The sequence below is a fragment of the Halomonas sp. THAF12 genome (genome assembly GCF_009363675.1).
GTDB classification, from domain to species: domain Bacteria; phylum Pseudomonadota; class Gammaproteobacteria; order Pseudomonadales; family Halomonadaceae; genus Halomonas; species Halomonas smyrnensis.
The window spans coordinates 340,732-353,375 of the sequence record NZ_CP045399.1 but is presented as its reverse complement, the minus strand read 5'-3'; the positions used below and the strand labels follow the sequence as shown (position 1 = coordinate 353,375).

The following is a 12,644-nucleotide window of genomic DNA, read 5'->3' as shown; positions in this document are numbered from 1 at the left end:
ACGGAAAGGGAGCCGGCCGGCGGCCTACGCCGGCCCGCCGAGCGGCAGCCGGATGCGCGCCGCCAGCCCGCCCAGCGGCGCCGCCTCGAGGGTCAGCCGGCCGCCGTAGAGCGCCATCAGGTCCTCGACGATGGCCAGGCCCAGGCCGCTGCCCGAGCGCCGCTCGTCGAGCCGCGCGCCCCGTGCCAGCGCGGCCTCGCGCTGCTCGGGGCTCATCCCCGGGCCGTCGTCCTCGATATCGAGGCGGGCCTCCCCGGCCTCGCCGGCGACCCGCAGCGTCACCCGGCCCTGCGCCCAGTTCAGGGCGTTCTCGAGCAGGTTTCCGACCATTTCCTGCAGATCCTGGGCGTCCACCCGCAGCGACAGGGCATCCTCGAGCTCGGCGTCCAGCACGATGCCGCGCCGCTCGGCCAGCCGCCCCAGGCCGTCGATCACCGGCGCCAGCGCCTCGTCGGCCCGCACGCGCCCGGCCAGCGAGGCGCCGCCGGCGGCCGAGGCGCGGGCCAGATGGTGGCGCACCGCCTCGTCGAGCCGGGTCAGTTCGGCGCGGATGCGCTCCGGCTCGGGATGGCGACCGGCCAGGGTGCCCAGCACGCTGATCGGCGTCTTGAGGGCGTGGGCCAGGTTGCCGGCGGCGGCGCGACCGCGCTCGATCAGCCGGCGATCGCGGGCCAGCACCTCGTTCATGGCCCCGGCCAGCTCGGCCAGCTCCGCCGGCAGGCGGGTACCGAGGCGCGCCTCGCGGCCGGCCTCCACCTCGCGCAGATCGGCGTGCAGGCGGCGCAGCGGCGCCAGTCCCCAGCGGATCTGCGCCGCCAGTCCGCCCAGCAGCAGCACGCCCAGCGTCAGCAGCGACAGCCACAGCAGCCATTCGAAGCGCGCCACCTCGTCATCGAGCTCCTGACGCGACACCGCCAGCCCGACCCGCAGCGGGCGCGGATCGTTGGCCAGCCGGATGCGGCGCTCGATCAGCCGCAGCGGCTCGCCCCGCGGCCCGGTGATGTCGCGACGGGTCACGCCCTCGCCGCTCCCGCTCAGCGGCAGCCGCTGGTCCCACAGCGAGCGCGAGATGCGCGTCGTGCCCTGGCCGTCGCCGACCTGCCAGTACCAGCCGGAGAACACCCGCTCGAAGCGCGCGTCGCCCAGCGCCGGCGCCACCCTCAGCCGGCCGCTCAGCGGCTCGCGCTCCACCGAGGCCAGCAGCACGCGCAGCATCGAGTCCAGGCGCTCGTCGAAGGAGGCGGTGACGGTCTGGCGGAAGGTATAGGCGAGCCCGCCCCCGGCCAGCGGCAGCACCACCAGCACCAGCACCCCGGCGGCCAGCAGCAGTCGACGCGCCAGGCTCCAGCGGGTCGGGATCACGTCGGCTCGTCCTCCGGCGCCACCAGGCGATAGCCCTGGCCGCGGCGGGTCTCGATGCGCTCGCCGCCGAGCTTGCGCCGCAGCCGGCTGATCTGCACGTCGATGACGTTGGAGTCGGGCTCGTGGTCGCGGTCGTAGACGTGCTCGGCCAGCTCGCTGCGGCTGACCACCCGCGGCGTGGCGTGCATCAAATAGGCCAGCAGCCGCGATTCCTGGGCGGTCAGCGAGACCGGCCGCCCGGCCAGGGTCACGCTGCCGGTGTGGGTGTCGTAGGACAGCGCGCCGGCACAGAGCACCGGGTGGGCGTGGCCGTGGCTGCGCCGCACCAGGGCATGCAGGCGGAACAGCACCTCGGCGGTCTCGAACGGCTTGGTGACGTAGTCGTCGGCCCCGGCGGAGAAGCCGGCGGCCTTGTCGGACCAGCGCTCGCGGGCGGTCAGCACCAGCACCGGCAGGGCGATGCCGTCGTCGCGCCACTGGGCCAGCCAGCGGGTGCCGTCGCCGTCGGGCAGCCCCAGGTCGAGCACCACGGCGTCGTAGCGCTCGGTGCGCAGCAGGTAGTCGCCCTCGCCGCCGGTGCCGGCGGCCTCCACCAGCAGCCCGGCCTCGGAGAGCGCCTCGGAGAGCGCCTCGGCCAGCGCCCGATCATCCTCGATCAGCAGTACCTTCATTGGCGTCGCATGCCCTCGATGTTCACTCCCTCGATCTCCATCAGCCGTCCGTCCTCGGCATCGAACTCGAACTCCACCACCTGCCCCTGGGGGCCGAGCATCTCGATCTCGTAGCGGCGCTCGCCGTCCTCGTGATCCAGCTCGATCTCCAGCACCTGGCCGCGATAGCGCGCCTCGAGCCAGTCGAGCACCTCGGTCAGGGGCACGATGCGCCCGCTGTGCACCGCCTCGTGCAGCGCCTGCCATTGCTCGTCGTCATCGCCCTGGGCGCCGATCATCGGCCCGCCCAGGGCGGCGACCAGCAGGCTCGCGGCGAGCGCCACGGCCAGCCGGCGGGGCCGCCGCCATCTTGAAAACGTGTTCATGGCGGCAGAGTGCCAGACGGCGCATGAATGCACCATTAACGCCGCCGCCAGCGGACCGACAGCCGCGCCCAGGCAGGCCGAGGGAACGCCTCGCCCCGCCGGGCCGCGACGTGAACCGAACGTGAACGGCGGCGTCAGCCCACGGCAAGACGACCGGTGCGATAACGACATCACGAGGCCGCACTCGAGGCCTCACCCCGACGCCATACGACAAGGAGAGCCACGATGAAGACGCTCACTCACTGGATCGCCCCCCTGACCCTGGCCGGCATGACCGGCACCGCCCTGGCCGATGGCGGCGGCCTGAGCCAGGATGATCTGATGCGCCTGCTCGACGGCGCCGACGCCTACGGCTTCAGCCACTATGCCGAGCTCGACCTCGACGACGACCAGCGCCTGGAGCTCGAGGGCTGGCGCGACGACGGCTGGGAGCTCGAGGTCGACATGCGGGTCGAGGATGGTACGCTGCTGCATGAGGCCCAGGCCCGCAGCCAGATCCCCGACTGGAGCCTCACCGGCGACCAGCTGCGCCAGGCGCTGGCCAATGCGCACCGCAACGGCCTGCAACGATTCTCCACCCTCGAGGTCGATGGGGTCGACGATATCGAAGTCGAAGGCCTCGACGGCGACGGCCGCGAGCTCGAACTCACACTCGATCACGACCTGAAGGTCACGGGAGTGGAACATGACTGATCGACGCCAAGGGCAAGACCACAACGCCGCCTGGATGGCGGCCCGCCAATGGCGGGAACGGGCGCGCCAGGCGCGCCCGACCGGGGGCATGAGCGGCCCCCGGCTGGTGCTCACCTGGCTGCTGTTCGGCGCCATGATGATCGTCGGCACCCTGCTCGGCCTGGTGTTCCTGCTGGTCGGCTGGCTGATGCTGCCGTTCCTGCGCCACCGCATGAAGAAGCGCATGGAGCAGATGCGCGCCGAGCAGGCCGAGGACGTGGGCGGCGGCGCCCATCGCGAGGCCCCGTCCCGGGAGCGCGAGGCGCGCCGGGACCGTAACGTCGGGCATGACACCCTGGAAGGCGATTATGTGGTCAAGGACGACGAGCGTTAGGGCCCCGGCGGCGATTCACAAGCGGCCTAGTCCCGACGGCGCTCGTCGCCGGCCGTTTCTCCGTCCCGGCGAGCCAGCTCACCGCGCAGCGCGCCCACCTCCTCGCGCAGGGCGCGCACCTCGCCGTGCAGGTCACGGATCAGGTCGCGATTGGCCCGGTGCAGCCGCGACTGCTCACTCTCCTGATCATCGACGAACAGCGAGCCGACGTAGGCGGCGAAGCTGCCGAACAGCCCCACCCCGGCGATCATCAGCGCCACCGCCACCATCCGCCCCAGGGTGGTGACCGGGAAGAAGTCCCCGTAGCCCACCGTGGTCACGGTCACGAAGGCCCACCATAGCGCCTCCTCGGCGGTGTCGATGGCACTCTCGGGATTGGGCCCCTCGACCAGCAGGATGGTCACCGAGCCGAAGGCCACCAGCAGCAGGGTCGCGGTGGCGGCCGAGGCGAAGATGCCCTCGGCGCGATTGCGGAACAAGAGCCGCCAGATCATGTGCAGCGACTTGATCGCCCTCAGCAGGCGGATCACCTGCACCACCCGCACCAGGCGACCGGCGAACAGCAGCCCCGCCGGGATGCTCGCCACCAGGTCGATCCAGCCCCAGCGCATGAAGCGCCACTTGTTCGGGGCGGCCCGGAAGCGCACGCAGAAGTCGGCGAAGAAGAACAGGCAGGCCACCAGGTCGAGATAGTGCAGCAGCCGCGAGACCTCGGGCCGCAGGTCGAAGAGCACGTCCACGGCCAGGGCGCCGAGCACGTAGAAGGACAGGATCAGGATCAGCAGCTGAAAGGGCGTGAGGCGATCGTTCATGGCGGGGCGGTCAGCGTCCGTGGCACGAGCCTTCGCACCTTACGCCCCCGGCGCCCGCTTGTCGCCCTGCAGGCCCCGCCCCTCGTCCCGCAGGCCGATCGGCACCTGCCCGCTCTTCGACCACGCTTCGGCCTCGACGACGCCGCCACCCACACGTGGCTTACCTCGGCACGAGCTGCGCCGTCGCCGACGCCAGGTCAGACGCCCCCCATCACCGCTTCCAGCGCGGCATGGTAGCCGCGGCTGCCGAGTCCGGCGATCACGCCGTCGGCGCGCAGCGAGACATAGGAATGATGGCGGAATCTCTCGCGCTTGTGCACGTTGGACAGATGCACCTCGATCACCCGGCCGTCGAAGGCGTTCAGGGCGTCGAGAATCGCCACCGAGGTGTGCGTGTAGGCCGCCGGGTTGATGATGATCGCCCCGGTGCCGTCCAGGCGGGCGGCATGGATGGCATCGATCAGCTCGCCCTCGTGATTGCTCTGACGGCACTCGATCGCCCAGCCGTGATCGGCGGCCTTGGCGCGCAGGGCGTCGTCGATGTCCGCCAGGGTCTCGCGACCGTAGATCTCCGGCTGGCGAGTGCCCAGCAGGTTGAGGTTGGGGCCGTGCAGGACCAGGACCTTGTGCATCGTGATGGCTTCCTTGTGGTCACGTTCTTGAACATTGAAGGGCGGAGGAGCGCGATGTCAGGCCGCCGGCTCGAGCAGCCGCCGCCAGACCGCGATCACGGCCTGGCGATGCGCGGCGAAATCGGCGTTGTCGCCGCGGGGGGGATCGCCGGTCAGCGCCGCGCGGTGGGCCGCGGTGCGGCAGGCCAGGTAGGCCTCGCGCAGGCGCTCGCCGTCCTCGGCGGGCAGCCGGCCGCACTGCTCCAGGGTCTCGAGGATGCGCATGTTGTCGCTCCACTGCAGCAGCGCCGGGCTGTCGTGGGCCATCGCCAGCACCGCGTACTGGCACAGGAACTCGATGTCGACCATGCCGCCCGGATCCTGCTTGAGGTCGAAGTCGTCGCCCTCGCCCTGGCTCGCCAGGTGCTTGCGCATCTTGTGGCGCATCGCCACCACCTCCTCGCGCAGCGCCTCGACGTCGCGCTCGCGGCCGAGGATCTCGCCGCGCACGGCGTCGAAGCCCTCGGCCAGGGTGTCGTGGCCGGCCACCACCCGGGCGCGCACCAGCGCCTGGTGCTCCCAGGTCCAGGCCTCGCGGCGCTGGTAGTCGGCGAAGGCGTCGAGGCTCGACACCAGGAGCCCGGCGTTGCCCGAGGGCCGCAGGCGCATGTCGACCTCGTAGAGGCTGCCGGCCGGGGTCACCGCGGTGAGCAGGTGGATGATGCGCTGGCCGAGGCGGGTGAAGAACACCGCGTTGTCGATCGGCCGGTCGCCGTCGGTGCTGCCGCGGGTGGCGCCATCGTGGAGGAACACCAGGTCCAGGTCGGAGCCGTAGCCGAGCTCGATGCCGCCGAGCTTGCCGTAGCCGATGATCAGGAACTCCGGCGCCTGGCCGCAGCGCTCGCCGTCGCGGCGCAGCGGGAAGCCGTGCTTGCGGGTCAGGTGCTTCCAGGCCATGGCCAGCACCGTCTCGAGGATCACCTCGGCGATGTAGGTCAGATAGTCGCTGACCTTCATCAGGTGCCGGGTGCCGACGATGTCGGAGGCCGCCACGTGCAGCACCTGGGCGTGCTTGAACACGCGCAGCGCCTCGAGCTCGGCCTCCTCGTCGCCCTCGGGAATCCGTCCCAGGGCCTGGCGCAGCTCGTCGGCCAGCCGCGCCTTGTCGGCCGGGGTGTAGAGGGTGTCCGGGGTCAGCAGCTCGTCGAGCAGGATCGGATGGCGGGCCAGCTGCTCGGCGATCCAGGGGCTGGCGCTGCACAGGCGCATCAGGTGCTCCAGCGCCTCGGGGTTCTCGCGCAGCAGCGCCAGGTAGGCGGTGCGCCGCAGCACCGACTCGACCAGCGGCAGCACCCGCTGCAGGGCCACGTCGGGCGCCTCGCTGTCCGCGGCGGCGTCGAGCAGCAGCGGCATCAGCGCCTCCAGGCGCTCGTAGCCGATGCGCTGCATCGCCTGCACCTGGCGCGAGTCGCGCAGCGCGCGCAGCCGCCGGCAGGCGGCGGCCGGATCGGTGAAGCCGGCCTCGCGGAGGCGCGCCTCGGCCTCCTCCTCGCCGGGCTCGCCGCGCCACAGCGCCCGCCACTCCTCGCGCTCGCGGCCTCCCGCCGGGGCAGAGGCATCCTCGTCGGCGTCCTCGGGGTCGGCGATCACCGCGTCGAAGTGGCGGCGGACCCGATCGCGCACCTCGTCGAGCCGCGCCGTCAGCGCCGGCCAGTCCTCCATGTCCAGCGCCAGGGCCACCCGCTCGCGGGCGATCTCCTCGGCCGGCAGGGTCTGGGTCTGGCGATCCTCCAGCGCCTGAATGGCGTGCTCGAGGTCGCGCAGGAAGGCGTAGTCGGGGATCAGCTCGTCGACCACCGCGGCGGGCAGCAGGCCCAGGTCCGGCAGGCGTTCAAGCGCCGTCTTCAGCGAGGTGACCTGCAGCTCGGTGTCGCGGCCGCCGCGGATCAGCTGGAAGGCCTGGACCACGAACTCCACCTCGCGGATGCCGCCGGGGCCGAGCTTGATGTTGTCCTGCATGCCGCGGCGGCGCACCTCGCGGTTGATCATCGCCTTGAGCTCGCGCAGCGACTCGATGGCGCCGAAGTCCAGGTAGCGGCGATAGACGAAGGGCCGGATGCTCGCCAGCAGCTCGGCGCCGGCCTCGAGATCGCCGGCCACCGGGCGCGCCTTGAGCATGGCGTAGCGCTCCCACTCGCGGCCCTGGTCCTGGTAGTAGCTCGCAAGCGAGGCGAAGTTGCCGACCAGCGGGCCGCCGTCGCCCAGCGGACGCAGGCGCATGTCGACGCGGAAGGCGAAGCCGTCGGCGGTCACCGCGTCCAGCGCGCCGATCAGCTTCTGGCCGATCTTGGTGAAGTATTCCTGGTGCTCGAGCGCCTTGCGCCCGCCCACCGTCTCGCCCTTCTCGGGAAAGGCGAAGATCAGGTCGATGTCGGAGGAGAGGTTGAGCTCGCCGGCGCCGAGCTTGCCCATGCCGAGCACCACCAGGCGCTGCTCGCCGCCGTCGGCGCGCGGCCCGGGGCGCCCCCAGCGCGCCTCGAAGTGGCGTTCGAGCCAGCCCAGCGCCTGCTCCAGGCAGGTCTCGGCGAGCCGGGTGACGGCGGCCGCGGTGGCCCACATGTCGATGCCCGGCGGGCGGGTCAGGTCGCGCCACACGATGCCCAGCATGCGCGCCTGGCGGAAGCGGCGCACCGCGGCGTGCATGGCCGCCTCGTCCTCGGCGCTCTCCAGCCGCTTGGCGAGGGCCTCGCTCAGGGCATCGGCGTCCGGCGCGGCGCCCAGCTCGCCCAGCGCATCGAGCCGGGGCAGCCAGTCGGGATGGCGGATCAGCGTCTCGGCGACGAACTCCGACACCGCCAGCACCCGCGCCAGCTGCTCGCGGCGCTGGGGTGCCAGCGCCGCCCAGCTCTCGCCGGGGCCCTCCTGCTGGCGCATGTCGGCCAGGTTGTCGGCCTGCTCGAGGGCCGTGGCCAGGCGCTCCCGGGCGTGTTGCAGCGGGGCCGCCAGCGGCTCGGGGATGGCATCCAGCGGCAGGAAGTCGTCGGGCAGGGCCATGGGCGTCTCGCATCCGGTTGATCGATGCCCTCAGGATACCCAAGCCGGGGCGCCACGCACTAGCCGGCGCCCGCCCGCCTCAGCCCAGGAAGCGATCCCAGGCGATCAGCCCCCAGGTCAGCCCGACGGTCATCAGCGAGATCATCACCGCCGCCGAGCCGATGTCCTTGGCACGCCCCGAGAGCCGGTGGCGCTCCGGACCGATGCGGTCGACCACGTTCTCGATGGCGCTGTTGAGCAGCTCGACGATCAGCACCAGCAGGCAGCTGCCGATCAGCAGGATCCACTCCACCGGCTCGCGGCCCAGCCACACGGCCAGCGGCACCATCACCAGGCACAGGCCGAGCTCCTGACGGAAGGCGGCCTCGTGGCGGTAGGCCGCCCCGAGGCCCTTGAGGGAATAGCGGGTGGAGTGCACCAGGTGGCGCCAGCCGGTGTGTCCGGGTTTCATCGATAGCATCCATCAGCGTTCGGCGTAGAACGCCGATAGTAGCAGAGCCATGTTGGGCAATTGTTACGTCGACGCCGGCGCGGCTCAATGCGCCTCGATCATCGCCGCGAGATCCACCGACAACCGGTCCAGCACCTGGGACCAGCTCAGGTAGGGCGTCGAGCCGGTGCCGTTGACCAGCACGCTGAACACGCCCCAGCGCCCGGAGCGGGTGCGGAAGTAGCCGGCCGCGGCGCGCACCGACACCGGCTGGTTGAGGGTGCCGGTCTTGAGCATGACGTGGTCCTGGAAGGTCGCCGGGCCGCGACGGATGAAGCGCATCACGCCGTTGCTCGGCGACTGCAGGGCGGCGACGAAGCTCGGGAACAGCGAGGGCTGGCGGAACATGTGCTCGAGCAGCACGTTCACCCCGGCGGCGCTGGTGCGGTTCTCCGGCGTCAGGCCGCTGCCGCTGTCCAGGCGCAGCGGGCCGTGGCCCGGCAGGCCGCCGGCGAAGGCCTCGATGGCATCGCCGCCCTGGCTCAGCGAGGGGCGCGGCGTCGTGGCCAGGTCCAGCGTCAGGGTGTCGGCCATGAAGTTGTTGGAGTAGTTGAGCGTGCGCAGCAGCAGCTCCTGCAGCGGCTTGCCGTCCACCGCGGCCAGGCGCGAGGCGCCGGCCGGCGGCTCCAGGGTGGTGGTGACGTGGCCACCGGCCACCGCGATGCCGGCCTGCTCGAGCATCGCCATCAGGGTGCGGCCCGCCTGCTCGGCGGGGTCCGAGCTGGTGCGATAGAGCTCCCGCGGGCGGGCATTGGTGGAGATCTGGCCGGACACCCGCATCACGTCGCCGTCGCCGTCGGTCACCCGCAGCGCCGAGAGCTCGGTGCCGCTGTCGGGCGGCCGGGTCTCGATGCGGTTGTCGATGCGCACCAGGTCGGCCTGGCCGTCGCAGGGCGTGACCCGGGCCGGGGCGCCGGCGGTGCGCGCCGGAGCCACGGTCACGCACCAGTTGCCGTAGTTGACCGCCGCCGAGGAGAGCAGCGCGCTGTAGGCGTTGTCGACGCGACGCTGCCCCTCGCAGCGGTCGGTGGTCAGGCAGGCTACCGGGCCGAAGCGCCACTGGCTGACCACCAGCCGCCCGGTGACCTGGCGCACCCCGGCCTGATGCAGCCGCTGCACCAACCGCCACAGGTCCTCGCTGGTCAGCGCCGGATCGCCGCCGCCGTCGAGGATCAGATCGCCCTGCAGCACGCCCTCGGCATCGGGCTCGGCGCTGCCGAGCAGCCGCGTGGTGAAGCGATGCTGGGGGCCGAAGCGCGCGAGCGCCGCCGCCGCGGTGTAGATCTTGGACACCGAGGCCGGCGACAGCTGGCGCTCCGGCGAGAGGCTGCCCAAGGTCTCGCCCGGCCCGCCGTTGCCCAGCAGGCGCGCCTCGGCGCCGATGCGAAAGCCGTCATCGGCCAGTTCCTCGAGATGGGAGAAGCCCTGCCCCAGGGCGGTCAGGGGCAGCAGCAACAGCAGGCAGAGCGAGAGACAGCGAGGCAGCATGGGCGTCATCCGAGAGATCGCAGGGCACAGGAGAAAGCGCGGCAGGGCCGCAGTCTACCCGTGCCCCGGGCGCGATTCGACCGACCGACACCGATCGGCAAGATAGAGGGGGCGGAAACCGGAGGAAGACCGGGGACGGGGCGAAGAAGGTTTTTGGCCATGGGGGCATCGCGCCCCTGATGCCCCCTAGTGCGCGGAGACCCCGGAGAAGGCCTGGATGATCACCACCCCGCCGACGATCATGGCGAGGCCCAGCGCCGCCGGCACATCCAGGCGCTCGCCGTAGACCAGCACGCCGATCAGCGTGACCAGCACGATGCCGAGCCCGGCCCAGAAGGCGTAGGCGATGCCCACCGGCAGGGTGCGCAGCGCCAGGGTCAGCAGGTAGAAGGCCAGCACGTAGCCCACCACCACGGTCACGCTCGGCCACAGCCGGGTGAACTCCTGGGACGCCTTCAGCGAGCTGGTCGCCACCACCTCGGCGACGATCGCCAGTGCCAGATACAGATAGGCCATCAGACACCTCCCCGCGCCAGCCGGCGGCGCATCACGAGATCGAACAGGGTATTGAAGACCATGGCATAGGCCAGGAAGAACAGCATGAAGCCGAGATCCAGCCAGAAGGCCTCCACGAGGCCGATGCCCATCCACCAGGCGACCGCCGGCAGGGTCATCACCAGCAGGCCCAGCTCGAAACCGAACGACTGGGCGAAGCGCTGTCCCAGGCTGCGGCGACGGGTCGGCACCAGCGCATCGAAGGCGCGATTCCAGACCAGGTTCCAGAGCATGGCGGCGGTGGCCAGCCCCGCGGCCAGCACGCCGATCTCCCCCATGTCACGGCCGGTCAGCCAGCTGGCCAGCGGCGTCACCATCAACAGGCCGCCGGCCTCGAACAGCGTGGTATGGGTCAAACGTTCCTTCCAGGAGCGCATCGTCACCTCCCGAGATATCATCACGAGGCCAGCCGGCCTCGACCTGGCGGACTATTCTCGCCAATATGGCGATGGATACGAGTTGGATTCCATCTGAAAAACCGATAGGTCACCCATGCGCTGGACCCTCGATCAGCTGGAGGTGCTCGTCGCCTGCGCCGAGTGCGGCTCCTTCTCCGCCGCCGCCCGCCACCTGGGCCGCGCCCAGTCGGCGGTAAGCACCGCCATCGCCCACCTGGAGGTCGACCTGGCCTGCACGCTCTTCGACCGCGACGGCCGCCTGCCGCGCCTGACCGAGGCCGGCGAGGCGCTGCTGCACGAGGCCCGCGCGGTGCTGCGCCAGTGCCAGCGGCTGGATTCCCGCGCCCGGGCCATCGCCGAGGGCGAGGAGGCCCGGCTGGTGCTGGCCATCGACGAGGCGCTGGTCGAGATGCCGCCGGTGGACGAGACCCTCGAGGCCCTGGCCCATCACTACCCCGCCCTGCAGCTGACCCTGCTCTACGGCGCCCCGGGCGATATCGCCGGGTGGGTGGAGGACCGCACCGCCGATCTCGGCATCCTGCTCGGGCGCCTCGGCCGCGGCCCGCTGCTCGAGGGCGTGCCGATCGCCCATCTGCGCCAGGCGCTGGTGGCCGGCCGTGACCATCCCCTGGCCGGCCGGGGCGCGCCCTCCCTCGGCGACCTGGCCGACCACCGCCAGCTGCTGATCGCCTCGCGCTCCACGGGCGACGACGAGACGCCGCTCGGCACCCAGTTCTGGCGCCTCAACAGCTTCTACTCGATCGGCGAGCTGGCCGCCCGCGGACTGGGCTGGGCGATGGTCCCCGAGCATATCGCCCGCTACCCGCCGTTTCGCGAGCACCTGGTCGCGCTGTCGGACGAGACCCTGGGCACCCTGCCGGTCATCGAGGTGGAGACGGTCTCGCGTCGCGACGCCGCCCAGGGGCCGATCGCCCGCTGGCTTCGGCAGACGCTAAGCGAAAGGTTCTGCGATCGCCGCAGCCGCTGAGCCGACTCACTCGACCGGCAGCAGCCCCGGGCGATGCGGGAGCTCGGCGACCATCTTCCACAGCGGCTGGCCGCTGAGGTGGTACTTGCGCTCGAAGTGGGTCAGGAAATCCCCCTCGGGGTCGTGCGCCTGCACCGGCGCGGCGACGCCGGTCGCCTGCTCGAGGGCCAGCGAGAACTCCTCGACGTAGAGCCGCCAGTTGGAGCGCAGCTCCAGCCGCCCGCCCAGCGCCAGAATGGCGGGGAACACCGGGTGCCCCTGCCAGCGCATCTTGAGGTGCGTCGACTTGGGATAGGGGTTGGGATACAGCAGGTAGTGGCGCACCGGCCGCCAGCCGGCCGCCAGCGCCAGCCGCCAGAAGTCCACCAGATCGGCGCGCACCAGCAAGGCGTTGTCGGGCGGCGCACCGTGCTCGCGGGACAGCCGGTCGGCGCTGCGGTCCACGCCGATCACCACGCAGTCGGGGTGGGCCTCGGCCAGCCGCCGCGTCGACAGCCCCACGCCGCAGCAGGCGTCGAGGATCAGCGGCGCCTGGCCGCGCGCCGCGCGCCACGCCTCGGCCGCGGCGAAGGCCTCGCGGGTATGGTCGGCCAGCGGCTTGCGCAGCGGGTGGGTCAGGGCCCGTTCGACCCGGCGCGCCAGATCGTGATGGGGGCCGGGCTGGTTGGAGGTGATGATGCGGGAACGCTCGGTCATGGCGGTGATCGGTCGGGGGCTTGGGAAGGCGTGCATTCTACCAGCCATGGGCCGGCCCGCGGGCCTCTCGCCAGCCCCGCCGCCGGGG

The 12,644-nt window shown here is 71.9% G+C and carries 14 protein-coding genes; 3 read left to right on the top strand and 11 right to left on the bottom strand.

Features of this window, described 5'->3' with window-relative positions:
* Positions 1-24: 24 nt before the first annotated feature.
* The 3 genes from FIU88_RS01580 to FIU88_RS01570 are packed head-to-tail and all read right to left on the bottom strand — an operon-like array spanning position 25 to position 2,398.
* Positions 25-1,362: a sensor histidine kinase gene (locus FIU88_RS01580; protein WP_152477931.1), complete on the bottom strand. Its 1,338-nt coding sequence runs from the start codon at positions 1,360-1,362 to the stop codon at positions 25-27.
* Positions 1,359-2,033 carry a response regulator transcription factor gene (locus tag FIU88_RS01575; RefSeq protein WP_016855246.1) on the bottom strand — a complete coding sequence of 225 codons (675 nt, stop codon included), beginning with the start codon at positions 2,031-2,033 and terminating at the stop codon, positions 1,359-1,361. The genes FIU88_RS01580 and FIU88_RS01575 overlap by 4 nt, the downstream gene beginning before the upstream one ends.
* Positions 2,030-2,398, bottom strand: coding sequence for a PepSY domain-containing protein (locus tag FIU88_RS01570; RefSeq protein ID WP_152477930.1), 369 nt, complete (start codon positions 2,396-2,398; stop codon positions 2,030-2,032). Before FIU88_RS01570 ends, FIU88_RS01575 begins: the two co-directional genes overlap by 4 nt.
* 225 nt (positions 2,399-2,623) lie before the next feature.
* Here FIU88_RS01570 and FIU88_RS01565 point away from each other — a divergent pair, with 225 nt between their 5' ends.
* Together FIU88_RS01565 and FIU88_RS01560 are read left to right on the top strand one after the other, a co-directional pair.
* Complete coding sequence (locus FIU88_RS01565) at positions 2,624-3,091, top strand: hypothetical protein (RefSeq protein ID WP_152477929.1); 468 nt, start codon at positions 2,624-2,626, stop codon at positions 3,089-3,091.
* Entirely contained in the window at positions 3,084-3,464 is a 381-nt protein-coding gene (locus tag FIU88_RS01560; RefSeq protein WP_152477928.1) for a hypothetical protein, read from the top strand. Before FIU88_RS01565 ends, FIU88_RS01560 begins: the two co-directional genes overlap by 8 nt.
* A gap of 26 nt (positions 3,465-3,490) precedes the next feature.
* On the opposite strand, the gene FIU88_RS01555 is transcribed toward FIU88_RS01560, so the two are convergent.
* From FIU88_RS01555 to FIU88_RS01525, 7 genes are all read right to left on the bottom strand, one after another.
* Positions 3,491-4,276, bottom strand: a complete 786-nt coding sequence (locus FIU88_RS01555; protein ID WP_152477927.1) for an ion transporter — start codon at positions 4,274-4,276, stop codon at positions 3,491-3,493.
* Positions 4,277-4,473: 197 nt separating this feature from the next.
* Positions 4,474-4,908, bottom strand: coding sequence for a type II 3-dehydroquinate dehydratase (aroQ, locus tag FIU88_RS01550; protein WP_172977632.1), 435 nt, complete (start codon positions 4,906-4,908; stop codon positions 4,474-4,476).
* 57 nt (positions 4,909-4,965) lie between these two features.
* Entirely contained in the window at positions 4,966-7,941 is a 2,976-nt protein-coding gene (gene glnE, locus FIU88_RS01545; RefSeq protein WP_152477925.1) for a bifunctional [glutamate--ammonia ligase]-adenylyl-L-tyrosine phosphorylase/[glutamate--ammonia-ligase] adenylyltransferase, read from the bottom strand.
* Positions 7,942-8,020: 79 nt separating this feature from the next.
* Positions 8,021-8,392: a diacylglycerol kinase gene (locus FIU88_RS01540; protein ID WP_016855253.1), complete on the bottom strand. Its 372-nt coding sequence runs from the start codon at positions 8,390-8,392 to the stop codon at positions 8,021-8,023.
* Between the two features lie 84 nt (positions 8,393-8,476).
* Positions 8,477-9,919, bottom strand: coding sequence for a D-alanyl-D-alanine carboxypeptidase/D-alanyl-D-alanine-endopeptidase (dacB, locus tag FIU88_RS01535; protein WP_152477924.1), 1,443 nt, complete (start codon positions 9,917-9,919; stop codon positions 8,477-8,479).
* 186 nt (positions 9,920-10,105) lie between these two features.
* A complete protein-coding gene (locus FIU88_RS01530) occupies positions 10,106-10,435 on the bottom strand; it encodes a multidrug efflux SMR transporter (protein ID WP_016855255.1) in 330 nt (109 codons plus the stop codon).
* On the bottom strand, positions 10,435-10,851 hold the full coding sequence (locus FIU88_RS01525; protein WP_016855256.1) for a PACE efflux transporter: 417 nt from the start codon (positions 10,849-10,851) through the stop codon (positions 10,435-10,437). The genes FIU88_RS01530 and FIU88_RS01525 overlap by 1 nt, the downstream gene beginning before the upstream one ends.
* A 115-nt stretch (positions 10,852-10,966) precedes the next feature.
* Between FIU88_RS01525 and FIU88_RS01520 the strand changes: the two genes are divergently transcribed.
* Complete coding sequence (locus tag FIU88_RS01520) at positions 10,967-11,860, top strand: LysR family transcriptional regulator (protein WP_152477923.1); 894 nt, start codon at positions 10,967-10,969, stop codon at positions 11,858-11,860.
* A 6-nt stretch (positions 11,861-11,866) separates the two neighbouring features.
* Here the strand turns inward: FIU88_RS01520 and FIU88_RS01515 are convergent, their stop codons facing one another.
* Positions 11,867-12,556, bottom strand: coding sequence for a tRNA (guanosine(46)-N(7))-methyltransferase TrmB (locus FIU88_RS01515; protein ID WP_152477922.1), 690 nt, complete (start codon positions 12,554-12,556; stop codon positions 11,867-11,869).
* Between the last annotated feature and the right edge of the window lie 88 nt (positions 12,557-12,644).

Bases quoted from the DNA above. Each gene is read 5' to 3' on its own strand.
- FIU88_RS01575 (WP_016855246.1), bottom strand. From the start codon at position 2,033: ATGAAGGTACTGCTGATCGAGGATGATCGGGCGCTGGCCGAGGCGCTC.
- FIU88_RS01570 (WP_152477930.1), bottom strand. From the start codon at position 2,398: ATGAACACGTTTTCAAGATGGCGGCGGCCCCGCCGGCTGGCCGTGGCG.
- FIU88_RS01565 (WP_152477929.1), top strand. From the start codon at position 2,624: ATGAAGACGCTCACTCACTGGATCGCCCCCCTGACCCTGGCCGGCATG.
- FIU88_RS01560 (WP_152477928.1), top strand. From the start codon at position 3,084: ATGACTGATCGACGCCAAGGGCAAGACCACAACGCCGCCTGGATGGCG.
- FIU88_RS01555 (WP_152477927.1), bottom strand. From the start codon at position 4,276: ATGAACGATCGCCTCACGCCCTTTCAGCTGCTGATCCTGATCCTGTCC.
- aroQ (WP_172977632.1), bottom strand. From the start codon at position 4,908: ATGCACAAGGTCCTGGTCCTGCACGGCCCCAACCTCAACCTGCTGGGC.
- glnE (WP_152477925.1), bottom strand. From the start codon at position 7,941: ATGGCCCTGCCCGACGACTTCCTGCCGCTGGATGCCATCCCCGAGCCG.
- FIU88_RS01540 (WP_016855253.1), bottom strand. From the start codon at position 8,392: ATGAAACCCGGACACACCGGCTGGCGCCACCTGGTGCACTCCACCCGC.
- dacB (WP_152477924.1), bottom strand. From the start codon at position 9,919: ATGCTGCCTCGCTGTCTCTCGCTCTGCCTGCTGTTGCTGCTGCCCCTG.
- FIU88_RS01530 (WP_016855255.1), bottom strand. From the start codon at position 10,435: ATGGCCTATCTGTATCTGGCACTGGCGATCGTCGCCGAGGTGGTGGCG.
- FIU88_RS01525 (WP_016855256.1), bottom strand. From the start codon at position 10,851: ATGCGCTCCTGGAAGGAACGTTTGACCCATACCACGCTGTTCGAGGCC.
- FIU88_RS01520 (WP_152477923.1), top strand. From the start codon at position 10,967: ATGCGCTGGACCCTCGATCAGCTGGAGGTGCTCGTCGCCTGCGCCGAG.
- FIU88_RS01515 (WP_152477922.1), bottom strand. From the start codon at position 12,556: ATGACCGAGCGTTCCCGCATCATCACCTCCAACCAGCCCGGCCCCCAT.